The sequence below is a fragment of the Rivularia sp. UHCC 0363 genome (assembly GCF_034931125.1).
In the GTDB taxonomy this organism is placed as follows: domain Bacteria; phylum Cyanobacteriota; class Cyanobacteriia; order Cyanobacteriales; family Nostocaceae; genus Rivularia.
On the sequence record NZ_JAYGHM010000035.1, the window covers coordinates 1 to 25406 of the forward strand.

Sequence of the window (25406 nt, forward strand, 5' to 3'; positions counted from 1 at the left end):
CATTCCCCCATCCTCTTTCGGAAAAATGACTAATGACAAACCAGATTGGATCAGATTGCAAAAAGCCTTGACGGTGGAAACGGAACAAGGTTTTATTAACTTAAAGGGTAGACAATACCTCTTCCATGAGTTTCTAACTTTAACTTTTGGCAAATTTCCCGATGGCTTACCTACGGAGGAACGTCGTCGCTGGCAGGAGTTTGCTGGTAAATTTGCAAATTATCCGAATCTGGAAACTGAGGATAGGCAGCATTTGGTGGCGGAAACTCGCCGATATCTCTACAGGTTGCAGCAGCAAGGGGAAGGAAATGATGCCGATAATTATCATCAATCTACTAATTCTCAGCCAAAAGTCCAGATTCCTAAAACTAAAATTGTCGCCGAGGTAAGTCGTCGTCTTGCACCGGAATTAAACCAAAAACTCAGCGATTTACCGCAAATTGGTTTGAAAAGGGCGGGTCAATTACATCGTCTTGGTTTGGATACGGTACGCGATTTACTGTTTTATTTCCCCCGCGACCATATTGATTACGCCAATCAAGTGTGTATTGCGGAGCTACAGGCTGGTGAAACGGTCACTTTAGTGGCAACGGTGAAGCGGTGTAACTGTTTTTGTAGCCCGAAAAATAAGAAATTATCGATTTTAGAAATTCAGTTAAAAGATAACTCAGGCATTTTAAAAATTAGTCGTTTTTACGCAGGCGCTCGTTACAGCAGTCGCGCTTGGCAAGAAAGTATAAAGCGTCGCTATGTTGCCGGTAGTACTGTGGCAGCTTGCGGATTGGTCAAGGAAAGTAAGTATGGTTTAACTCTTGATAATCCAGAGTTGGAAGTTTTGGCAAATCCGGGAGATGCGATTGAATCGCTAACTGTAGGTAGAGTTGTGCCGGTATATTCTTTGACAGAGGGCTTAGTCGCGAGTACGGTGCGACAAGCAGTAGTTGCGGCTCTACCTGCAACCGCACAGTTGAAAGAACCTTTACCCAAGGGTTTACTAAAAAAATATCAGTTAATGGAATTGAAAGACGCGATCGCCAATATTCATTTTCCCCCCGATAGCGATAGTTTGCGATCGGCTCGTCGTCGTTTGGTGTTTGATGAGTTTTTCTACCTGCAACTAGGTTTACTACAACGTCAGCAAAAAGCGCGTCAGGTTCAAACTAGTGCGATTCTTGCTCCTAAAGGTGAGTTATTAAAACAATTCTATGAAATATTACCTTTTAAACTTACGGGAGCGCAGGAACGAGTTATCCAGGATATTCTCGACGATTTGCAAAAATCTACACCGATGAATCGTTTGGTGCAGGGGGATGTCGGTTCGGGTAAAACGATTGTCGCAGTGATTGCGATTATTGCAGCAATTCAATCGGGGTATCAAGCTGCTTTGATGGCTCCCACGGAAGTGTTAGCGGAACAGCATTATCGTAAGTTAGTTAGCTGGTTTAACTTGCTGCATCTACCAGTAGATTTACTTACAGGTTCGACAAAAGTAGCAAAACGGCGACAAATTCACGCGCAGTTAGAAACCGGAGAATTGCCGCTGTTAGTTGGGACTCATGCTTTAATTCAAGACCCCGTAAACTTCCAGCAATTGGGTTTAGTGGTAATTGACGAACAGCATCGGTTTGGGGTGCAGCAACGAGCGCGGTTGCAGCAAAAAGGCGAACAGCCCCATGTATTAACGATGACAGCAACACCCATTCCGCGAACCTTAGCGCTGACAATTCACGGTGACTTAGATGTGAGTCAAATTGATGAGTTACCACCGGGAAGACAGAAGATTAAAACTACAGCTTTGAAAGGAAGCGATCGCAGTCACGCTTACGACTTGATCCGTCGAGAAATCGCTCAAGGAAGACAGGTTTACGTGGTCTTACCTTTGGTAGAAGAATCGGAAAAATTAGATGTTCGTTCCGCAGTGGAGGAGCATAAAAAATTACAGGAAGCTGTATTTCCGGAATTTCAGGTGGGATTGTTACACGGTCGGATGAGTTCTGCGGATAAAGACGCAGCAATTACCAAATTTCGCGATCGCGAAACGCAAATTTTGGTCTCTACTACTGTAGTGGAAGTTGGAGTAGATGTACCGAATGCAACAGTAATGCTGATTGAAAACGCGGAAAGATTTGGTTTGTCACAACTGCATCAATTGCGGGGACGTGTAGGTAGAGGTGCAGCGCAATCTTTTTGTCTTTTAGTCAGTGGTTCTCGGAGTGCTGACGCTCAACAAAGATTAAAAGTATTAGAACAGTCTCAAGACGGGTTTTTTATATCAGAAATGGATATGCGTTTTCGGGGTCCCGGTCAAGTTTTGGGGACTCGACAATCGGGTATTCCAGATTTTACTTTAGCAAGTTTAGTAGAAGACGAAGAAGTATTAGTTTTAGCGCGTCAAGCTGCGGAAAAAGTTATAGAAATAGATGCGAGTTTAGAGCGGTGGACGTTAATGAAAGATGAGTTGAAAACCCGTTATGAAAAGTTAATGGGTGGAACGATTTTGACGTGATTAAGAATAATCACGATCTAGAGACGTTGCAATACGCTCCGTCTCTATCTCCACAATAATTTCACGTCAACTAAATTCAATAGTGTCAACAAACTCCAAAATCATTTCTTTGAGAGCAACGGCTTCTTGCTTCATAAAACTAGGAGTTTTTCCATCTAAAAATGTCCGTTGACTGCTAACTATATAAAGAAATTCGCCGTTAACAAATGTGATTAAGCCTCTGTAAGCATCTAACTTGGTCGCGGTACCGTTATTTCCTGTTTTATAAATTCTTGAACCCCCTGGCATATACAATAATACGAAGTAAGAACCTTCTAAAGTTTTTACCATATATTCGGTATATTCAACTTCAGCTTCTGGCAAATTAGCTACTATTTCTTTGGGAACGTATTTATTTACGAGAGTAGATTTGAAATATTCTTCTTGTCCAATAGCTGCCGTTTCTTCCATCTGTTTGGCAGTTAAGGGATAATAATCTATTCTTAAAAAAGTACCTTCGTCATCAGAAAAACTAACTGCACCTTCTTGACTTTGAACTTTACCACCTTGATGGGGATCTACTGGAATTGGGACTGTAAAATTTTCTGATGGTGATTCGTATTCTTCTATGTTAAAAGCGATATCTACTATTGTTTCATCTTCATCTTCGAGTAGTTCTTCTAATTCTGCTTCCTCAAAAGCCGCAATCACATCTTCGATGATTTCCTGTGCTTCTTCGTCATCGAGTTCTAAGGCTTGCTGCAAACTTTTTAGTAAAGGAGTTTTTGCTTTGGGGATATGCATTTCGTCTTCGTCTATGACTACACTCACCCCAGCCGCAAAAGCATCATCTAAAAATTCATCTTCAAGTTTATTGTTAGCGGCATTAAACAGCGTTCCGACCCCTTGTTGTTCGGCTAGATTGAGAAGTTTATCAAGCATTTCTAATAAATCTTCATCCGAATATTCTTCAAAAATCTCGAATCCCCAAAGTATATCAACCAAAAATTCTATATCTACGTCTTTTAAGGAAGAATTAGCGGCTGTGGTTACAAGCGCAATTGCAGCAACTGCTTCCTCTGGAGTCAGCGATTCTTTTAATATCTTTTCTGACTTAAAGTATTTATCATATTTACCCATAACTGTGACCTCCGTGCATGATTTTTGAGTGTAAATAAAAAGTAGTCGCGGCTGCTGTATTCATAATATTGTGTTTAAAGCGTTAAAAAAAACTTTTTAATTATAAGATTATAATTACCCTCATATAGATAATTAAATTGTTCTATTTAATTCGCATAAGTACTCGTGCAAAATAAATTAAACATTTCGTCTGGGGAGGGAATAGGGTTGGGGGGAATAGGGAAGGTTTATATAACTCACGAGTAATTATATAAATAATTTTGCGTTAGTACTTATTACTACCATAAAATAATTTGTCCTCAAAACTATAAAAATAAGATTTAAAAATTTAAATCCGAGATTTATCCGCTGACGCTGCTACTGGAATGATTTATTGCAAATATTTTGTTAACTTTTGTGGTTATTTTTTGATATAATTCGATCTTGCGTTTTTTATTGCGCTTGTTATAGGTACTTATTTATTATCCCGCGTTTTGCTCATGACTAATCACAAACCTTAAATTAGCCATGAACGATAATTTTTTAGACTTTTAATCTTTTTCAGCTAGCTTCTTCCAAATAGCGATCAATATCTTCTATAACGCGGGTGAGTTCGGCTTCTGTTGTCAAGCGGATAGTAGCATCCCGCACAGTCAGCAGCACCTTTGCAGCAAAAGGACTAGCCCAGATATTAGGATTGCAGAAAATTTCTAGAAATACTTCTCCCGTATAACGATATTCCATTGGAGATTGAGGACTCGGTTTACCCACTCCACCAGCAGTTTTAGCTGCAACCGCTTTAAGTTTCTGCATCAATTCTTCTATAGCTGCTTTTAATTCCCTTGCTGCTGCGGGTGAAAAGCTGAAAGATACGGAGCCTTCAATGAGATTAAGTGTCAAATGATTTGCAGACATAAATTATTTATCAAAACCGAAACGATCTTCTATTTTCCCTCTATATGGGACATGATTATTTGTAATTTGTAATTTATGTCTAGATTCTAGATCGGGAATAGTTATAAAACGAACCTATTTTTTACCGCACTAATGCAAAAAAATATAATTAATTGATGGAAGTAAAAACTTTATATTTTAAAGCTTTTGGGCTATTTTAATTAAAAATAGTTTCAACAAGCTAGTCAAAATTATGCAGCTATAAAGAGATATCTTCCTTAGTGAGTAATAGTTTGATACATTTTACGCTGGTCTTAAGTTATACATTATAAGATAAGACACTAGATATTAAAAATACTCTATACTATGGATAATCGCGCAACGGTAAGAAAGGTTTTAATTGTGACTCTACTGCTTAACTTGTTTGTTATGACATTAAAAGCTGTAGTCGGATATTTGACTGGTTCGTTGAGTTTATTAGCTGATGCTTTGCACAGCGTTACGGATAGCGCAAATAATGTTTTAGGACTAATTACCACTAAATTTTCTTCTCCCTTACCCGACCGAGAACATCCTTACGGACATCAAAAGTTTGAAGCAGTCGGTGCTTTAGGAATTGCTGCGTTTTTAGCTATTGCTTGTTTTGAAATTATTCAAGGTGCAGTTGAACGAATTATTCAAGGGGGGAAACCAGTAACAGTTTCAGCGCCACAACTATGGTTATTGCTGTTAGTATTAGGTATAAATATTTTTGTAGCCTTCTATGAAAGAGGTGTTGGTAAACGAGTTCAAAGCCATATTTTGATCGCGGATGCTCATCATACGATGAGCGATGTTTGGGTAACTATTTCTGTTATGTTCGGTTTGATTGGTGTTTGGCTGGGTTATCAATGGTTAGATATAGTTTTAGCTTTTCCTGTTGCTTTGCTGGTGTTTTTTAGTGGGTGGACTGTAATCAAAGAAAACTTACCTTGGCTGGTGGATGAAATGGCGATCGCACCGGAAACGATTTACAATATTGCAATTACAGTCCCCGGTGTAATCAACTGTCACGATATCGCTTCTCGTGGGGTTGTCGGTCGTCAAGTATTTATTGAGATGCATCTAGTTGTTGAGGCTAAAGATGTCGAAACTGCTCATAATATCACTGAAGAAGTGGAATCTCGTTTGGAAGAAAAGTTTAGTCCAGCAAGAGTTCTGATTCACGTCGAACCTCCTACTTACAAATCAAATCACATTAGTTTTTAAAACTCAATTATTTCCACATTAGTTTTCTCGATTACAATTCCACATTGTATAAGCTATTAAACACTTGTTAATAAATTATGATTATATTTTACAAATTACTATAGTCATAGTAAACTATCAATAGTTATAAGAAGTTAATTATTTTGACTATAGTCTTAATTATGCTAACCAAATAGTCTAAAGGGAGTAGGGAGCAGTGACAACAAGTAATATTAACCAGTATATCAATTCAAAAATCTATTCTCAAGAGTATAATCAGGATTTTAAGCAATAAGAAATATATAGGATTACTCCGGAGAATTTTGCAGAATAAGTGCGTTTTTTTGTCCCTAACCCTAAGCTTTATGAATTATATGGCTAGGTCACACTTGCGCTTACAGAAATTAAAACGTATTCCTATATTTGATGTACCTTTGTACTGAAGAAGTATAACTGTTTTTTTTGAAAAAGTTTATTTAGATTGTGATATTTTTTTTAATTAAATCTTACGCAATCGTTGCGAGTTTCCAATGTTTTGAGATTGCTTCCGATCGTCGCAACGACTGTAATTACCTTACCTGTGGGTAAGTCTTGATATTAAATATATTAAATTTCAAATTAACTGTTTATCGCTTAATTCTGTAGTTATGTTTAATACCTTTGATTTGCAATGATGCAGCAACTAACGGTTTTAATTATCGACAATAACCTTGAAGACTGTCAGAGGTATGAAGATTACCTGCTGCGATCGGACTGTAGCTACACAATTTTGTCGCAATCAACCGGGAAAGCTGCATTAGATTTGTGTCAAAAGTTGCATCCTGACTGTATTTTATTGGAATATCTGCTGCCAGATATGGACGGGCTGGAATTTGTAGCAAGATTAAAACAGCACAAAGTAAGTTCACCCGCAATTATAATTACCGCACATGGTAACGAAAACGTCGCGGTACGGGCAATAAAAAGCGGTTGTCATGATTATTTAGTTAAGGAACAGTTAACAGAAGAACTTTTAACTTCTACTGTTGAATCTGTTTTAGAAAAATCTCAAAAAGTAGCAAAACGGTGGTGTTGTAGTGACGAACGTTTCTACACTTCCGTAGAGAATATGTTAGATAGCTTCGGGATTTTTTCCAGCATTCGGGATGAAGCGGGTAATATTGTAGATTTTCGGATTGATTACATGAATGCTGCGGCTTGTGAATGTAATCAAATGACTACAGAAGAACAGTTAGGTAAAAAGCTATGCGAAATTTTTCCTGGGAATATTACCACGGGTTTATTTGCACAATATTGCCAAGTTGTAGAAACGGGGGAAGCTTTAGTTAAAGAAGCTTTGATTTATAAAGATTTTGGTCAACAACAGTTAACTAAAGTCTTTGATATTCGCGCTACAAAATTAGGAGATGGATTTGTTGCTTGTTGGCGAGATGTGACCGAAAATAAGCTTTCAGAACAACTTTTACGTGAATCTCAACAGTTTGTCAAACGAATTACCGATACTACTCCAGGACTTTTATATGTTTACGATTTAGTAGAACAACGCAATGTCTATGTTAACGATCAAATTGGCGAACTTTTAGGTTATACACCCGCAGAAATTCAAGGGATGGGAAAAGATTTATTTCCTCGAATCATGCATCCCGATGATTTAGCGCGAGTAACTAAACTACAGCAAAGATTTGATTCAGCCGCAGATGGGGAAATTTTAGAAATTGAATATCGTCTGCGACACGCTAATGGTAAATGGCATTGGTTTTATGGGAAAGAAACGGTATTTAATAGAAACTGCGATGCTTCACCCTTACGGGTATCTCCCTATCGGGAGACGCTGCGCGAACGCCAGTCGCTTCAAGTCGGCGAACCCGACGACACTTGCTTCAAGTCGGGGAACCCGTCCAACGCAGTGTCTCCCCAACGCGCTGGCTCACCACGTCAAATTATCGGTACGGTAGTTGACATTACTAATTTCAAACAAATTCAAGAAGAATTACGTTTAAGTAACGAGCGATTTCAACTAGCAACCCGTGCAATTGACTGTGTAATTTACGATTGGGATATTACCTTTAATAGTATTATTAGAACCGAAGGTTTGACTTCTATTTTGGGTTACTCTTTAGAAGAAATAGAACCAACTATTCAATGGTGGATGCAGTTAGTTCATCCAGAAGATAAAAACAATTTGTTCCAATCTTTACAAGCTGTGCTTGCTAATGAAGAATATTATAGTTTCGAGTATCGCGTGCGTCACAAAGCTGGCGACTATCGTTACGTATTAGACCGAGGTTCGGTTGTGCGGAATGCTCATTCCCGTCCAATGCGGGTAGTTGGTTTGATCGCCGATATTTCCGATCGCAAACAAGCTGAAACCGCATTACGTGAGAGTGAAGCAAAGTTTAAACAAATTGTAGAATCAAATATTATCGGTATTTATTTTGGTGACTTCAACGGTAAAATTCATGAAGCAAACGATTCTTTCTTAAAGACATTTGGTTACAGTCGCGAGGAATTAGCAGCCGGTTCGATTTATTGGAATCGGATGACACCAGCAGAATATTTTGAACTTGACGCACAAAGAATTCAAGAATTACAGCAAAATGGAGTTTGTACACCTTTTGAAAAAGAATATTTCCATAAAAACGGAAGTCGCATTCCGATTTTATTAGCAATTGCGACTATAGAAAGTCAGAAAGCAGAAGGTTACAGCGTTTGTTTTGTATTAGATATTCGCGAGCGCAAACAAGCGCAATTAGAATTACGTAAAAGTGAAGAACGCTATCGTTTTTTATCTGAAGCAGTACCTCAAATAGTTTGGAGTTGCAACTCCGAAGGGGAATGGGAGTATATAAGTCAGCGCTGGTTTGAATATACGGGAGAACCGATTCAAGAAGCAAAGAATTTTGGCTGGTTAAAATTTTTGCATCCAGACGATGTAGAGCCTGTTACAAAGATATGGCAACAATCGTTAAGTAGCGGCGACCATTACGAAGCAGAAATGCGCTATCGTCGCAGCGACGGTGTATATCGCTGGTTTTTGGTGCGAGCATTGCCCATGAAAGACGAACAAGGAAAAGTTGTAAAATGGTTTGGCACTAACACCGATATTCACGAACTCAAACAGCTAGAAGATATACGCCGCGAGCTTTTGGAGCGCGAGCAAAATGCCCGCAATCAAGCAGAAGCAGCTAATCGTGCCAAAGACGATTTTGTTGCGATGGTATCCCACGATTTGCGATCGCCATTAAATGCAATTCTCGGTTGGGCAAAATTGCTCCGAACCCGCAACCTCGATGAAGCTGCTACCACTCGTGCTTTAGAAACTATTGAACGCAATGCTAAATCCCAAGCCAAACTTCTCGAAGACTTGTTAGATACATCTCGCATCCTCCAAGGAACGATACAGCTTGATATCACTCAAATTAATCTTGGTGAGACAATAAAAACTGCGGTTGAGAATGCATATCCTGTTGCTAATGTCAAGTCAATTTCTATTGAATCTATTGTTGATGATTCGCGAACATTAATACAAGGAGACACCAATCGCTTGCAGCAGGTTCTAGGAAATTTACTTTCCAACGCTATCAAGTTTACACCAGCGGGTGGGCGGATTGAAGTGAGTTTATCAGTAGAAAGGGAACAGGACAGCGAGAGAGATGAAGCTTTACCAAATTATGCTCTAATTACAGTCAGCGATACAGGAATTGGAATTAACGCTGAGTTTTTACCTTATGTGTTTGAACGCTATCGTCAAGCAGAAGGAACGAGAAGAAAAGGTGGTTTAGGATTAGGATTAGCAATTACCCGTCACATAGTCCAACTCCACGGAGGAACTGTGGAAGTTTCTAGCCGTGGAGAGGGACAGGGGTGTAGTTTTACGATTAAATTGCCAATTTGAGGGAGGGGGACAAGGAGATGGGGAGATGGGGAGATGGGGGAAGATAATTCGTAATTCGTAATTCGTAATTCGTAATTCTTCACTCCTCACTCCTCACTCCTCACTCCTCACTCCTAACTCCTAACTCTTGACTCCTCACTCCTAGCTCCTACTCCCACTCAATAGTTCCAGGGGGCTTGGATGTAATATCAAAGACTACTCTATTTACGCCTTTCACTTCGTTTACAATCCGGTTGGAAATGACTTCGAGTACGTCGTAAGGCACTCGCGCCCAGTCTGCTGTCATTCCATCTTCACTGGTAACTACACGTAATACTACTGGGTAAGCATAGGTTCTTTGGTCGCCCATCACACCGACGCTCCGTACTGGCAGCAATACTGCGAAGGCTTGCCAGTATTTGTTATACAGATTATGACGGTTAATTTCTTGACGCACAACTAAATCGGCATCTCGTAAAATATTTAACCTTTCTGCTGTGACTTCCCCAATAATACGAATTGCTAAACCAGGACCGGGGAAAGGATGACGTTGGACAATTTCTTGTGGTAAACCAACGCAAAGTCCTACCTTACGAACTTCATCTTTAAAGAGTTTCCGTAGTGGTTCTACTAACTTGAAACGTAGGTCTTGAGGTAAACCACCAACGTTGTGATGGCTCTTGATCTTTACTGCTACTCGTTCCCCAGTTTGCGTGTCAACATTGGTATCTGCTGATTCAATTACGTCAGGATACAAAGTTCCTTGCGCTAAATAATCAAAGGGGCCAAGCTTTTTGGATGTTTCTTCAAATGCTTGGATAAATTCACGTCCGATGATCCGTCGCTTTTCCTCTGGGTCGCTGACTCCATGCAAGGCATTTATAAAGTGTTCGCGAGCGTTCACATATTCAACAGGGATGTGAAACTGTTCTGAGAATAATTTGAGCAAGCGTTCCGGCTCTAATTTCCGCATGAAGCCTTGGTCAATGAAAACGCAAGTTAACTGATCTCCAATAGCTTTATGCATCAAAAATGCTAGCGTCGAGGAATCAACTCCTCCGCTCAGAGCTAATAATACTCGCTTGCTACCAACTTTAGCGCGGATTTCCCGAATTGATTCTTCTACAAAAGCATCGGTTGTCCAGGTTGGTTCGCTTTTGCAGATTTGATAAACAAAATTGCGGATTAACGAGAATCCACCGACAGAATGCACTACTTCTGGATGAAACTGCACACCGTAAAGTTTGTTTTCGTGATTAGCGATCGCAGCAGTTGGAGTATTCGCAGTATGTGCTAGTAATTCAAACCCGGAGGGCATTGTGATTACTGAGTCTCCATGACTCATCCACATTGTGGTACCATCTTCAACGTTAGCAAGCAGGTTTGTCGCATTGTCTATATACAAAGCAGCTTTACCATACTCACCGCGATCGGACTTTTTCACTTCTCCGCCGAGTTGCTGCACCATTAGCTGCATACCGTAGCAGACACCCAAAATAGGAATTCCTAAATGCCATATTGCAGGGTCGCAATGGGGAGCTTTCGCATCATAGACAGAACTAGGACCACCTGAAAGAATGATTCCTTTTGGATTAAGTTGACGAAGCTCTTCGGCTGTGGTGCGATAGGAAAGGACTTCGGAATATACCTGAGTTTCGCGGATTCTACGAGCAATTAGTTCGGAATACTGAGAACCAAAGTCGAGAATGGCAATCATTTGACGATTAATTTGTTTTTTTGATTCTACTTTTTGAGCTTGAGGAGCATCTTTAGTTAGTAGACTCACCGCTGTGTTCATAATGGGGAAAGTGGGATAACGATTTACGATAGCTTCCGATGCAGGCTAAATACCACAAAGGCTGGCTGTATCCAGGCGAGATTCTTGAACGATCGCATCAAACGCAATATTGATATATGCGCCTGCTGCACTTCCTATATCTATTAATTCTATTAAGATTAAAAAGTTACCTTAAACTGACTTACGAAAGATATACTTATTTATTTGGATTTCTTATGTTTATTTTTATAAACTTACCACAAGTTAGTCGTTATGCATAAAAGATACTTTGTTTTTTTTGCAAATAATCCAAGTTTTTAACGTTCATTATCCTTGCATTACGTAGCGATGATGGGTTTTTGACCAAAATAAATTGAAAAACAGACGAAAATTAGATAACGAGCGGTCATATGTTGCTTTAAGACATTTGACGTAATAGATCAACCCAGAAGGGGGGTATTATCTCTTCTTTAAACATAAATATAATATATAACTGTAAATTTTAAATTTGTTTAAATAATTATAAATTTTTTACACATTCGCTTCTGCGAGTAAGCTCTGCATTTCCTCTAGAGAAAGTGATTGTTGAATATATTGAGGAGATTCGGGATTGTAAGGACTTTTTAAACGGTCGATACTGATAATACTTGCCTCCTGGGGTATGACGGGAATATCAGGATCGAAAGCAGTCGGACGCATCAAAGAGCTAGAAAACCCTCTGAAAATAGCAACTTCGTCTTGTTCGCCATTTATTTCCAACGTTACAAGCAATACCTCTTGAGGACGTTTAGCCGTGTATTGCTCAAGTCGCTGATTAATTAGGTTGGACATGGGCGAATTTAGGAGTTAGGAGTTAGGAGTGAGAAGTTAGGAGTTAGAAGTTATTAATTACGAATTGGTAATTGCGAATTGCGAATTGCGAATTGGTAATTGTCCCCCCATCCCCCCATCTCTTCTACTGCGGTGCAGCGGAACGTCCTTGTTTGCCGAGCTTGAAAATCACAAAGTAGCTTAGGCACAGAACGTAGAAAACTAAACCAATAATACCTAGAAAGCCTAGGAATCCTGAATCGGTGTTGGTGTGGAAATACTCTTTAAATAATAATGGTGCTTCTAACCAAACCTTGCAGTAGGGAGTCTTGAGAATAGTTTCAGAAAAAGCACAACCTAAGAATGGAATAGTTGCGAGCGCTCCTAAAATACAATAAATGCTTATGGCCCAACGCCAAGAGGTAAAAATAAACTTTAATACTCCCTCAGAACCGTAGTGAATTTCATCGTTCAAGTCAATCCAGAACCATAATGAAATTGGAATTAGGATACGGGCTATTAAAGATGAAATAAAACTGACTCCAAAACCGCCAATCATCAAATAAATAGTAATTACGAGTAAACTTGAGACCCGCCAGTAAATACTCAACAGACGTTGAATTGCTTCTGCTTTTTGAACAAATGCCCAAATTAATAAGACTAAAGGAATAAAGACTGTAAATAAAACCGCTAAACGGTAGTCCATCCAAACGAGCGGGCGAAACCAAACATCATTCATGATCGTTCACTATATACAATTAAAGACTTTAACCAAGAAAGCCAATATTTAAAAGTAAAGTATCTAAATATTTTTAGAAATTTAGAATAAATTTATCCGACGATAATGCTTGATTAAATAATTAAAACCCGCTAGGGTAGCGGGTTACAAGCCTGATTCCATTAACTAGGAATTTGCCTTTGAGACTAAATTCCTCCCAGCTTGAGGGAGGAAATAGCGTGCTTGCGTTCCTCATGCTTATAGATGCTGCATAAAATTGCGATCGCTAGTCTAAGAAAAACTATTATCTAAGGCATGAGGATTAATCTGATCGCTGGCGCACAAAAAGAAGACAACTTAATTTTTAGTCGTCGTAAACTCTACACTCATCAGCGCTAGGGTTTTCATCACAGTACTTCTCTAAAGAATTTTTGGGCTTAGACTGACGCTGATGAGAAGCTTCTGCTTGTAATTCTTCTACCGCATCCCAGGCAGCAGCGCACTCTGCGGAGTTGCTTCCTGAAGTATCGCAAACAGTACGAGCTTCTTGAAGTTCTTCTTGAATTTTATCTTTGATATCGCTCATGGGTTTTATTGTGTTATTTGTTCTTAATACAAGTATAGAAAAAGTTTGGCAAACACAGTTTAACGGTATTAACCATTGTACCTACCTTGGTGCGCCAGCAAACGCGATGTAGTCCAACGGCACTATCAAAATACACCAAATATCAAGGCATGTAGAGCCTTTAACTTAAACTTTTAATATTTTTACAAAATTTTCACAGCTACTCTAAAAATACAGTCACCGGGACAGTCAACTATTGTAAGATGCAGTTAAGGTTCCTGGGCTTAGCATATTTAAAGATAAATAGAAAGATAAATAAAAATAAAAAGTATGATTCCTCTAAACATAAAAATATAAAAACTTTTAAACTCATGGTAGATAAAATGCAGTGGATAAACGTCTTGTCAACCCGTCCTTCTTTGGAAGCAGCAATTTCTGAAGTTGTAGAAGAAGCTGTGGGAAAGTTATCGACAAAAGCAAACTTAGCAATTGTGTTCATCTCGTCTGCTTTTACAAGTGAGTATTCCCGACTTTTACCTTTGCTCGCACAGCAACTAAAAGTACCCGTACTAATTGGCTGTAGTGGTGACGGTATTGTTGGTACGAATGGTTGGGGACAAGCTCAAGAATTGGAAGCTCAAGCGTCTTTATCGCTGACTTTAGCTTATTTACCATCCGTAAATATTCATCCGTTCCATGTTATTGCCCAAGATTTGCCCGATTTAGATAGTTCACCCAATGCTTGGATCGATTTAATCGGCTTGCCACCTTCCCCTACTCCCCAATTTATTTTGCTTTCCAGCAATTTCGCAAGCGGTATCAATGATTTATTAAAAGGTTTGGACTTTGCTTATCCCGGTTCTGTAACTGTAGGAGGACAAGCAAGCGGTGGTGGAACGGGAAACAATATTGCCCTATTTTGCAACAACAAACTTTATCATCAGGGTACTGTAGGAGTAGCTTTAGCTGGCAATATTCAGTTAGATACAATTGTCGCTCAAGGTTGTCGTCCAATCGGCATTCCCTACCAAATTAACAAGTGCGATCGCAATATAATTTTAGAAATTGACGAGCAGGTGCCATTAGTTTTGTTGCGCGATTTGATTGCTAATTTAAGTGAATCAGAAAAAATCCTCGCTCAAAATTCTTTGTTCGTAGGTGTAGCTATGGACGAATTTAAACAAGATTTACAGCCAGGAGACTTTTTAATTCGCAACATTTTGGGAGTAGACCCCACAACTGGGGCGATCGCCGTTGGCGATCACCTCCGTGCCGGACAGCGAATACAATTCCACCTCCGTGACGCTGAAACTTCCGCCCAAGATTTAGAATTTTTACTCAAAAAATATCGAGAACAACACTCATCCGAACCATCACCTGTAGGTGCTTTAATGTTTTCCTGTCTGGGAAGAGGTCAAGGACTCTATAGAAAGCCGAATTTTGATTCCACGTTATTTCGACGCTATATCAAAGATATACCTGTAGGAGGCTTCTTCTGCGGTGGTGAAATTGGTCCGGTTGGTGGCAGTACTTTTCTCCACGGTTACACCTCGGTTTTTGCTATCTGTAGGCAAAATGGGAATAGGTAATTGGGAATAGGGAATTGGGAATTGGGAATAGGGAATTGGGAATAGGGAATAGGGAATAGGGAATAGGGAATAGGGAATTGGTAATTGGGAATTGGTAATTGGGAATAGGGAATAGGGAATAGGGAATTGGGAATTGGGAATAGGTAATTGGTAATTGGGAATTGGGAATAGGTAATAGGGAATAGGGAATAGGGAATTGTCCCCCCATTTATCGATTCTTAGAGCAACAAAGTCGCATGGTTATCAATAAAGCTAAAATCTCCGTCGGGAGTAATTGCGCCGTATTTCTCGAAGTGATGGCGTACTTTTTCGGGAAGTTCGGGATATTCAAATAATGCATCTCCAGCAGCAATATTCGCCCAGAAGTCTCGTAATGTGGGAGCTAGTTCTTCAGCTTTTTCTGGAGTCAGGTTTAGCGGAGGTAAAGTTAGTAGTTTGACTATAAACTGAGAACTGCGATCGCTCATCCATTGCCGCGAACTTTGCTGTAAGTTGGGAAAATTAGTTACTGATTCTACTTTGCGGGATGATATCTGTAACTTAATCCTTCCGTGTTTATCCTGAGAATATTCTAGTAAACGATAGGGATGGGGATAACTGACTAAAGAGCCTGTGGTAATATCGTATACATTATTATTGTAAGCTATATCTTGAATATGTAGGTGTCCGGTAAAAACTAACTGAACGTTGTAGCGTCGGAGAATTTGTAATAGTTCCGGTGCATTATTTAACATATAGCGGTTTGCCATCGGGTGACGGGCTTGATTGGGTAAATGCTCGACTACGTTATGATGAACCATTACCAAAATCAATTCATCGTTAGCTGCTGATAAAATCTTTTCTAACCAGGACAATTGTGTATCATCTAAACGTCCGATCTGCTTACCTTCGTCATCAAAGTTATTAGAATTAAGAGCAATTAATCTTACATTCGGCAATAATTCACAAGTATAGTAAAGCTGTTCTGTATTCTCGTAACCAAATTTACGATAAAACTGCGGGAAATCCTTAAAAGCAATTGATTGCTCATTAGCATTGAGAACCGGAACATCATGATTACCTGGTATTACATAAGTCGGAAAAGGCAGTTTTGCCAAACGTTCTTGTAACCAAGTATGATTTTCTGGTTCACCGTGTTGAGTTAAATCTCCCGGTAGTAAAAGAAAATCTAAATCTAATTGTGTCAAATGTTCCAATACACTATCAAAAGCCGGGATACTAACTTCCACCAGATGAAAGCGACTCGGATGATCCCAGATAGTATGGGGAAGTGCAACGTGTAAATCGCTAGCGATCGCAAAACGAAAATTTAGACTCATTGAAGTAAATAAAATCTTATATAGGGTGTAAAAAAGCGCTTTTTAAATAGAGTATAACGCGGAAAAAGTTAGGAGTTAAGAGTTAAGAGTTAAGAGTTAAGAATTATAAATATTGATTATTGATTATTGAAAAGGAGAAAACTATTGAATCGCGTTCGAGTTCGTCAACACGTAAATCCATTAGGAATAAGATATCAAACACCGATCAATCCAATTGATTGGGAAAGAATTTATTTAGATATGAATCAACCTTTACTTTTAGATATTGGTTGTGCTAGGGGTCAATTTTTAATCGAAATGGCTCAACTAGAACCTAATTGTAATTTTCTGGGTTTAGAAATCCGCGAACCTCTAGTAGAAACAGCCAACAAAACACGTTCGGAGTTGGGATTAACAAATCTACACTATATATTTTGTAATGCAAATAACTCGTTAAAGCCGCTTTTATCTTCCTTGCCAAAAGGAATCTTACAGCAAGTGACAATCCAATTTCCCGACCCTTGGTTTAAGAATCGTCACGGTAAACGACGGGTTGTACAACCGCAATTAGTTGCAGAATTAGCAGAGTATCTCGCACCAGGGGGAACGGTATTTTTACAATCAGACGTTAAATTTGTAGCAATAGAGATGTGCGATCGCTTTGACGAAAATCCTGCTTTTCACAGACAAAGCAAACAATGGTTAGCAGAAAATCCCTTAAGAGTTGCAACGGAAAGGGAATTATTTACCTTAGAAAACAGCGAACCAGTTTATCGTACCGTATTTACAAAAATTTAATCATCATACATAGGACTTACGCATTGACAGAAAATACAAAATATGGATGTGGGAAAAATACATCCATTGTAGGGGTTTAGCAATGCTAAACCCCTACTTCGTCCCAAACATTCGATCGCCAGCATCACCTAAACCGGGAATTATATAACCATTTTCATCCAGCTTTTCGTCGATTGCTGCGGTGAAAATTTGTACATCTGGATGAGATTCACAAAAGTGTTTGATCCCTTCTGGTGCAGCAAGTAAACAAACAAATTTTATCGATTGCGGATTAGTTGATTTCAAACGCTCTACTGCTGCTACTGCTGTATTTCCAGTCGCTAACATTGGGTCAACGACCAATACATCTCGCTTTTCGATATCATTAGGAACTCGGAAATAATATTCTATAGGAATTAAGGTTTTTGGGTCGCGATAAAGTCCAATATGTCCGACTCGTGAAGATGGCATTAATTCGAGCATTCCATCTAAAATGCCTTGTCCCGCTCGTTGGATCGAAATAATGACTAATTTTTTCTCTGGTGCGAGAACTGGAGCGTACATTTGTGCGATCGGTGTTTGAATTAATTCGGATTTCAGCGGTAAATCTCGCGTAACTTCATACGCTAGTAATAAACTGACTTCTTTTAAAAGAGCGCGAAATTTTGCCGTGCTGGTTTCGGTTTTTCTGATAAGTGTTAATTTGTGTTGAATTAATGGATGTTTAATTAGCGTTACTTGTTGCATGAAATAAGTTATTAGGTATGAAAGATGAATTGTGAATTAATATTTTTTATATTTATTTGGTAATTTGAGGCTGAGCCTTGAAAACTGCATTCCTTCGGAGACAAGGAACGAAGAAAGCACGACTACGCGCATCCTGGTAGAGTTTTAGCATGGTTTTTAGGGATGGGGGTAGGTGTGATGTAAGGGATGTTTGTTGAAATATTTTGCGCCATCTTAACAGATTCGGAGACGTACTAGTGCGGAGATCTCTACAAAAATTATTCATAATGTATTTAATAGTGCCTGTTTGAATGCTTTTACGGTTTTAAAATAATTTTCTGGTTCTTCTACTAAAGCTAAATCAAAAGCTTATCAGATGCTCTACCAAGAATACAGCTAGTGCGGGAATCGAAAATTTACTGTCTTCCGGATAATTTACCTTCGGTGATGGAAGAGTTACTTTAGCTGACATAAGATATTTGGATGATTATAAATTGTAGGGTGTGTGACGGTTTTCGTAAATTTGAATAAAAACAATTAATAATTGATTTACCGTCACGCACCATCAGCGTATTGTAATAACATATAAAATAATGACATCTTAATTAATTTTCTATGAAAATAACACTTAATTTACCACCAGATATGGAGTTGTATTTGATTAGGAAAGCAGAAGAAAAAGGTATATCAGTTGAAGATTATATTTTGGAAATTTTAACGGAGTATATTTCAGAAAAGATAAATTCTTAATTTGTAAGTAAACCGATTGGTGCGTGACGGTAAAGCCAGTTGATTTCGTTGCACTTGATAATTTATCGTAACCGTCACACACCCTACAAATATTAACTAATAAATAATTCTGGAGAAACATGAAAAAAATCTCCTAAAGCTTTAGTTTGCGTTTCAGTAATTGCGCGTTTACCGTCGATAATTTCCGAGACAATCTCTTTTGAACCGAAAATTTCTACTAGTTCAGATTGTTTAATTTCTCGTGCTTCCATCAAATGTTGAAGAATTATGTGAGGTGAGGATTTACCCATTGGATAATTTTGATTTTCATATTCTTCTATTAATCTGACCAAAATTTGTAACAAAGCTGTTTCTTCTTGGGAACGATTTTTACAACCGATTAACCGTTCAGCATTAGCGAGCATAACTTCATATTCTGCTTCTGATGTAATGACTTGTGGTTGATATTCTGCTAAAAGTTTTCCGTAGGTATTTCTATCAAAAGCTAAAGACATTTTTCTGACCTATTATTTATAAATATAAAATTTTAATTTTCGAGAAAATTATATTATTAGTCTGAGTCAAACAAGTTAGTCAACTTTCAAAAATAAGGATTCTTTTTCCACTTATCTTTATCATACTCGGCATGAGTTAGAAAGTATTTGTAGTAGATTGTCTGGGTTTCATAATCGATGTCTACAATTAGACGGTATGTATTACCTTTAATATTGAAAACTGTAAAATTTCCTACTGCATCAGCAGACGGATAAATTTGTCGAACATCGTCTAAATGCCGCCATGATGCAGAATTTACAACACGATACCAAGCCTCAACTTGCTCAGTTGCATCTGGATACTTAGCAGTATCAGCACGTAAATTGCGAATGCTGATTAAATGCATAAAATATTTTTGGGGAATATTTGATTGATTCGCAAAATATTAAAAATTGTCTTTTATAAGTAGATTTTCATTTTGAAAGCAGTTTGTCAAGACCAAGTTTGTATACCTGAATTTTTTAATCCATAATCTGGCTTTGTGACGAATAAAACCATAAAATCTTAAAAAAATCGACCTACTACCGGCGAAGGGAAAGAGAAAAGGGCTAATTAGGAATCCACCTTTGAGGAAGCAAGCTACGACGCAACGTACACAACCCGCAGCCCGATATAACAACCAGCTTTGTCGGTGGTAGCAGAGCGGCAGTCTTCAGGAATGCTGTACCACGAACCACCGCGCAGCACTTTATAAAAATAATTATCATTAACCCAAGCGCTACCATCTCTTGGCGCTCCCTCATAGTTCTCATGGCAATCATCAAGACACCATTCCCAAACGTTGCCATGCATATCGTATAATCCAAAGGGATTAGGAGGGAAACTTCCTATATTTGTAGTTTGCTTGCGATATATACCCTGTGGTGCAGCATCGTATGTATTATTACCGTTATAATTCACTAATTCAGTTGTAATAGTTTCCCCAAAGTGAAACGGGGTAATTGTACCAGCACGACAAGCGTATTCCCATTCAGCTTCACTCGGTAATCGATATTCTTTTCCTGTTAGTTTGGATAATTTGGTACAAAATTCAACTGCATCATCCCAACTAACTCTTTCCACAGGTCGCTTTTTACCTTTAAAGTAAGAAGGATTTCTCTCCATGATTACTTGATACTGTTCTTGGGTAACTTGGTATTTACCTATGAAAAAAGACTGGATACTTACTTTATGTTGGGGACGTTCAAAATCAAAACTCCCCTCTTCATCCTCTGGCGCACCCATAATAAAATTGCCACCAGGAATTGCTACCATTTCTAGGGTTACACCGTTACCTAAGTCTTGTATAAAAACTTCTGCTTTCCCACGATAGTAGACAATTTCAAGTTTCTCGTTTATCTTGGCGTACTCAAATTCAAATTTTTGAGTGTGGATTTGTTTGGGTGTATTGTTTTGCTCAACCGGACAAGGATTTAGATATGCTAAAAATTCTAATGAAGGAATTGGAAGAACTGATAGTAAGGTTTTTGGTTTGAATTGAGGAGTTTTTGGACTTTCATTTTGATTGAAAGATTTTACCTGATTTGGCATCACCAATTCCAACCATTCCCGCACCGTTTGCGTTCTTTCATGCGGTTCCAACCCCATCCCTTTGATAATCCCATCATTCACCTTGTCGCTAATCCCAGGATTTCGCTGGTTTGGTGACGGTAAAGGAATACCAGTTATACGAAATCTTGAAGGTAAAGGGGCTTCCCCAGTCAATAAAGTATATAAAGTCGCAGCTAAAGCATAAACATCTGTATAAGCGCCAAATTTTCCCCGTCTTTCATACTGCTCAATCGGTGCATAACCTTCTGTCATCGAATTTGTCATGCTTCCGGTTTTATTTAAGTCAAATTCCCGCGCTAACCCAAAGTCAATTAATACGGCTTCTTGCTGACTTTGACGCAAAACAATATTATTCGGCTTCACATCCCGATGCAGCATTCCTTGCTGATGGATGTATTCTAGAGCCGTTCCAACTTGGTTAATATATTTGAGCGCTTCAACTTCCGATAATTTACCGCGTTGGTTAATATATACAGCTAAATCTTGACCTGAAATATATTCCATTACCATTCCCCAAAGTCCATTTTCATTAATCACTTCATGAACTTTGACGATGTGAGGATGGCTGCACTGTACTAAACGAAAAGCTTCTTGAACGAACTTTACCTGCTGTTGTTCAAAATCTCCTTTGCTTTGATGAATCGGATTAAGAGTTTTAATCGCAACAATATTATTTGTGTTTTTTTCTATAGCGCTGTAGGTAATGCCAAAGCCACCACCACCTAAGACTTTTTGAATCGTGAAGTTACCGTTTTGCAGTTGTTGGTTAGATGTCCAGAGTTGCATTTTCCGTCAGAGGGTGGTTTTAAGGAATTTGAGGTTAGTCCATTATATTCACTCCAGGAAGATGTTTGTTTTTGCGGAAAATTTAAAGTTTACCTGGAATTTTCTGCCGCAACTAAATGCCCTCACTCTAGAAGAGTGGGGCTATCCTAACAAAGCCCACCTGCGTGGGCTAAATTGTTGACATTACAAACCTTGGTGGGAGAAAATCTCTGGAACATTTGCTGAGAATCAAGCTTATGATGAAGCAATGCAGTTAGGACGCGAATATCGTTCATAATACGTCCTAATTTATCTTTGAATTACGAATTATTCTTCAAGTTCTTTAATCCGCTTTAATGTGTCTTGATAGTAGCTTTCTTTGTCTTGTTGCTTATATAAATCGGCGGCGTTACGAAAATCTTTGGTAGCTCCTTGCTTATCTCCTAAAGTTCGTAGGTTGGGTTAGACGCACGAAGAAGTCTCATTTTTACGAAAAATTAGATTTGCGTCGTAACCCAACATAAAGCTTGTAGGTTTGGTTATACGTGTGACAAACAAGTTATTAAGCTAAATATTGCTCAGCTTGCAGTTTCAATCTATCCCCCTCTAATATTGCTTGGTCTATGTAGTCTTTAACATCTATTAATGGTTGTCTAATTGTAATTTTTTCTGATTGAATTGCTCTCCTTGTACTTTGTCTTACTTGACCAGCTAATTTACGCTTTTTATATTTTTTATAGCTAAATATTTTTCCTTGCGTAACCGGAAAAATACGAATTTTGAAAACATTCAACTAGCGCAACGATCTTTAGTAGATGTTAGCGGTAAAGGTGCTGGATCTATGAATCTACAGGGAAATCAACTTAATATCAAAGATGGTTCTGTTGTCATGGTGCAGAATCGCGGTATTCAAGCAGCAGGTGATATTAACGTTAGAGCTAAATCTGTTGAATTAAACGGTGCGATCGCCGATACTCAGATTCGCAGCAGTTTGGTGAACGAGACAGTAGCCGGGAATACTGGGTATATAAATATAAAAACCGATCGCTTGAGTGTTTTAGATGGTGCTTCGGTATTTACTCGAACTTTTGGTTTAGGAAGCGTTGGTTCGATTGATATTAATGCGACTGAATCGGTAGATATTATGGGAGTTTCGGCAGTTAATCCCGGTCAATTTAGTGCTGTTGGCTCGGCTACTTTGTCTCCAGGGAATTCCGGAAACGTTAAGTTGTCAACTAAGAATTTATCCGTACTCGATAGTGGCATAATTGCAACCACAACTTTTTTCAACACAACAAGTAGCTGAATGCAGCGGAACTAATTCGTAACAATACTTAAATTTAAAGTTTGTGTTAGTAGTGTAAAAAATTAGGGAATCATAAGTCCAGAAAAATTACAAATTACAACATGAAAGGGATTGCATTTGTATCTGGATTGATTAGTAGTTTACTAACTTCGGGTATTTTTTTACCAGCTTATTCTCAGGTAACATCCGACGGTACTACTAATACAACTGTTAACCCAAACGGTAATAATTTCGATATTCTTAATGGTATTCAAAAAGGAAATAATTTATTTCATAGTTTCAAAGAATTTTCTATTCCTACTGGTAGTTCTGCCACTTTCAATAATTCTACTGATGTCGTAAATATTATTAATCGGGTAACTGGTGGAAATATTTCTAATATTGATGGGTTGATAAAAGCTAACGGTAGCGCAAATTTATTTTTGATTAATCCGGCAGGAATCGTATTTGGTGAAAATGCCCGATTGGATATTGGCGGTTCGTTTTTGGGGAGTACAGCAGAAAGCTTGTTGTTTCAAGATGGGTTTGAATTTAGTGCTGTTGATCCTACAGATGCGCCGTTGTTAACTGTAAGTGTACCTCTGGGTTTGCAAATGGGACAAAATCCGGGAGATATTAAAGTTGAAGGGAATGGTCATAACGTCACATTAGCAGGTTTATCACTTTTGCAACGAGGAGTTGATAGCACAGGATTACAGGTTACATCGGGAAATAATATTACTTTAGTCGGTGGTAACATATCTCTTGATGGTGGATTATTGGTTGCTGATTCGGGCAATATTGAATTAGCAGCTCTAAGCAATGGAGAATGGAAAATAGGGCAAAATAATTCAGCTTCAGAATTAAAACCTACAGCTTCAACAAAACTAGGTAATATTAATTTACTATCTTCAGCCCTTATAGATGTAAGTGGAATTAATGCAGGTTCTGCCTATTTACGGGGTAAACAAATTGAACTACAAAATGGTTCTGCCGTCATTAGTCAGAATTTGGGAGAACAAATCGGTGGTGATATTAATGTACAAGCTAGCGAACAACTAAAAATTATTGGTTCTACAGTCAACTTACCCACTCTACTGGGCACTCAGACTCTAGGTACCCGAAAAGCAGGAGATATTAACGTTAATTCTCCAAGCGTATTATTCAATGCAGGAGGTGCTATTCAATCTCAGACTTTTAGTTCTGCTCAAAGTGGCAATATTAACGTACAAGCACCTGAATTATTGGAAATCACTGGTTTAAATACTTTAATACCTAGCAATAGAACTGGTATCGCCAATGCAGCTTTTAGTTCTGGGGATACTGGTAATATAAATGTCTCCACCGGACGTTTAATTGTTCGAGATGGTTCGACGGCTGGCAGTCTTGTTACCCTCGGTACTGGTAATACCGGAGAAGTAGTGGTTAACGCTTCAGAGTCAATAGAATTGAGTGGTTCCTCACCAGTTACCATTAGCGATATTACTGCTGTTTCCTTCGGAGAAGGAAATGGTGGAAACGTAATAATAAATACACCCAAATTGACAATTAGTAATGGAGCAGGCTTAGGATCTGGTACTTTTGCCTCTGGTAATGCAGGTAACGTGATTGTAAATGCTTTTGATGTAATTGAGATTATAGGAGATGGAGATTCAGAAATAACCTCCGAGGCGCAAAATGCAATTAATTCTGCTGCTGTGTCTACAAAGGGAAGCGCTTTTCAAGCACTACTAGGGCTTCCAGATGAGGCAACTGGAGATGGTGGAAATGTAACAATCAATACCCCTCGCTTAAACATGAAAGATAACGCTCGTATTTCTGTAGGAAGTGATAGCACTGGAAAAGCAGGAAGTATTTTAATTAATGTCGATACTCTTTCTTTAGATAACGGAACAGAAATTGTTGCCTCTACAGCGTCTGGAAATGGAGGCAACATCGATCTAAATTTACAAGAAATTCTATTAATGCGCCGTGGTAGCTTGATTAATACAGAAGCAAAAGGCGCAGGTAATGGTGGTAATATCACTATTAATTCCCCCGTTATTGCCGGTTTTGAAAACAGCGACATTATCGCCAATGCAGTTGAAGGAAATGGCGGTAACATCAACATCACAACCCAAGGCATATTTGGGTTAGAATTTCGCGACTCACTCACCGAAGAAAGTGATATTACCGCAAGTTCTCAATTTGGTGTTAATGGTACAGTTGATATTAATAATTTTGGTATAGATCCTAGTTCTGGTTTAGTAGAATTATCCACAGAATTAACAGATTCATCACAACAAGTCGCTACAGGTTGTTCTAGTAACAAAGGCAGCAGTTTTGTAGCTACCGGACGAGGTGGAATACCGCAAAACCCCACAGAACAAGTTGATGAAAATCTCACTTGGTCAGATGTTCGCGATTTATCGGCTTATCGTCAAAGGAATAATAATATTCAAGCGATACAAATATCAAATAAATCAACGATTATAGAAGCTACTGGTTTTATCCGTAATGAAAATGGAGAAATTGAATTTATTGCGGCTCAAAATACACCTTTTTCAACACAACAAGTAGCTGAGTGCAGCGGAACTAATTCGTAATAATACTTAAATTTAAAGTTTGTGTTAGTAGCAGTAAGAATAAGGGAACTATAACTTCAGCAAATAAAAAAATTTTC

19 protein-coding genes are annotated in these 25406 nt (G+C 38.6%); 7 read left to right on the top strand and 12 right to left on the bottom strand.

Features of this window, described 5'->3' with window-relative positions; translation table 11 throughout:
• Positions 1–25: 25 nt before the first annotated feature.
• Positions 26–2506, top strand: a complete 2481-nt coding sequence (gene recG / locus VB797_RS19685; protein WP_323239483.1) for an ATP-dependent DNA helicase RecG — start codon at positions 26–28, stop codon at positions 2504–2506.
• A 66-nt stretch (positions 2507–2572) separates the two neighbouring features.
• Here the strand turns inward: recG and VB797_RS19690 are convergent, their stop codons facing one another.
• Together VB797_RS19690 and VB797_RS19695 are read right to left on the bottom strand one after the other, a co-directional pair.
• On the bottom strand, positions 2573–3625 hold the full coding sequence (locus VB797_RS19690) for a tellurite resistance TerB family protein (RefSeq protein WP_323239429.1): 1053 nt from the start codon (positions 3623–3625) through the stop codon (positions 2573–2575).
• Between the two features lie 540 nt (positions 3626–4165).
• Positions 4166–4519, bottom strand: a complete 354-nt coding sequence (locus VB797_RS19695) for a hypothetical protein (protein ID WP_323239430.1) — start codon at positions 4517–4519, stop codon at positions 4166–4168.
• A gap of 345 nt (positions 4520–4864) precedes the next feature.
• Here VB797_RS19695 and VB797_RS19700 point away from each other — a divergent pair, with 345 nt between their 5' ends.
• Positions 4865–5746, top strand: a complete 882-nt coding sequence (locus tag VB797_RS19700; protein ID WP_323239431.1) for a cation diffusion facilitator family transporter — start codon at positions 4865–4867, stop codon at positions 5744–5746.
• A 649-nt stretch (positions 5747–6395) separates the two neighbouring features.
• Positions 6396–9620, top strand: a complete 3225-nt coding sequence (locus VB797_RS19705; protein ID WP_323239432.1) for a PAS domain-containing protein — start codon at positions 6396–6398, stop codon at positions 9618–9620.
• 148 nt (positions 9621–9768) lie between these two features.
• Here the strand turns inward: VB797_RS19705 and guaA are convergent, their stop codons facing one another.
• The 4 genes from guaA to VB797_RS19725 all read right to left on the bottom strand — a co-directional run bounded on the left by guaA (position 9769) and on the right by VB797_RS19725 (position 13490).
• A complete protein-coding gene (guaA, locus tag VB797_RS19710; protein ID WP_323239433.1) occupies positions 9769–11397 on the bottom strand; it encodes a glutamine-hydrolyzing GMP synthase in 1629 nt (542 codons plus the stop codon).
• 510 nt (positions 11398–11907) lie between these two features.
• Positions 11908–12207 (bottom strand): hypothetical protein, encoded by a 300-nt coding sequence (locus tag VB797_RS19715; RefSeq protein WP_323239434.1) that lies wholly within the window; start codon positions 12205–12207, stop codon positions 11908–11910.
• Positions 12208–12331: 124 nt separating this feature from the next.
• Positions 12332–12925 carry a DUF3177 family protein gene (locus tag VB797_RS19720; protein ID WP_323239435.1) on the bottom strand — a complete coding sequence of 198 codons (594 nt, stop codon included), beginning with the start codon at positions 12923–12925 and terminating at the stop codon, positions 12332–12334.
• 343 nt (positions 12926–13268) lie between these two features.
• Positions 13269–13490, bottom strand: a complete 222-nt coding sequence (locus tag VB797_RS19725; RefSeq protein WP_323239436.1) for a Calvin cycle protein CP12 — start codon at positions 13488–13490, stop codon at positions 13269–13271.
• Positions 13491–13840: 350 nt separating this feature from the next.
• Between VB797_RS19725 and VB797_RS19730 the strand changes: the two genes are divergently transcribed.
• The gene (locus VB797_RS19730; RefSeq protein ID WP_323239437.1) at positions 13841–15058 is read left to right on the top strand and encodes an FIST signal transduction protein; all 1218 of its coding nucleotides are present in this window, start codon (positions 13841–13843) and stop codon (positions 15056–15058) included.
• A gap of 218 nt (positions 15059–15276) precedes the next feature.
• Here VB797_RS19730 and VB797_RS19735 read toward each other — a convergent pair whose 3' ends face one another.
• A complete protein-coding gene (locus VB797_RS19735; protein WP_323239438.1) occupies positions 15277–16377 on the bottom strand; it encodes a metallophosphoesterase family protein in 1101 nt (366 codons plus the stop codon).
• Between the two features lie 144 nt (positions 16378–16521).
• On the opposite strand from VB797_RS19735, the gene trmB reads away from it, so the two are divergent.
• The gene (gene trmB / locus VB797_RS19740; protein WP_323239439.1) at positions 16522–17154 is read left to right on the top strand and encodes a tRNA (guanosine(46)-N7)-methyltransferase TrmB; all 633 of its coding nucleotides are present in this window, start codon (positions 16522–16524) and stop codon (positions 17152–17154) included.
• Between the two features lie 93 nt (positions 17155–17247).
• On the opposite strand, the gene upp is transcribed toward trmB, so the two are convergent.
• From upp to VB797_RS19765, 5 genes are all read right to left on the bottom strand, one after another.
• On the bottom strand, positions 17248–17880 hold the full coding sequence (upp, locus tag VB797_RS19745) for a uracil phosphoribosyltransferase (protein ID WP_323239440.1): 633 nt from the start codon (positions 17878–17880) through the stop codon (positions 17248–17250).
• 821 nt (positions 17881–18701) lie between these two features.
• Complete coding sequence (locus VB797_RS19750; protein ID WP_323239441.1) at positions 18702–19103, bottom strand: transcriptional regulator; 402 nt, start codon at positions 19101–19103, stop codon at positions 18702–18704.
• Between the two features lie 86 nt (positions 19104–19189).
• Positions 19190–19489: a type II toxin-antitoxin system HigB family toxin gene (locus VB797_RS19755; RefSeq protein WP_323239442.1), complete on the bottom strand. Its 300-nt coding sequence runs from the start codon at positions 19487–19489 to the stop codon at positions 19190–19192.
• 233 nt (positions 19490–19722) lie between these two features.
• Positions 19723–21480, bottom strand: a complete 1758-nt coding sequence (locus tag VB797_RS19760; RefSeq protein WP_323239443.1) for a bifunctional serine/threonine-protein kinase/formylglycine-generating enzyme family protein — start codon at positions 21478–21480, stop codon at positions 19723–19725.
• A 541-nt stretch (positions 21481–22021) separates the two neighbouring features.
• Positions 22022–22252: a hypothetical protein gene (locus VB797_RS19765; RefSeq protein ID WP_323239444.1), complete on the bottom strand. Its 231-nt coding sequence runs from the start codon at positions 22250–22252 to the stop codon at positions 22022–22024.
• A gap of 48 nt (positions 22253–22300) precedes the next feature.
• Here VB797_RS19765 and VB797_RS19770 point away from each other — a divergent pair, with 48 nt between their 5' ends.
• Positions 22301–22765, top strand: coding sequence for a hypothetical protein (locus tag VB797_RS19770; protein ID WP_323239445.1), 465 nt, complete (start codon positions 22301–22303; stop codon positions 22763–22765).
• 101 nt (positions 22766–22866) lie between these two features.
• A complete protein-coding gene (locus VB797_RS19775) occupies positions 22867–25329 on the top strand; it encodes an S-layer family protein (RefSeq protein WP_323239446.1) in 2463 nt (820 codons plus the stop codon).
• The last annotated feature ends 77 nt before the right edge of the window (positions 25330–25406 follow it).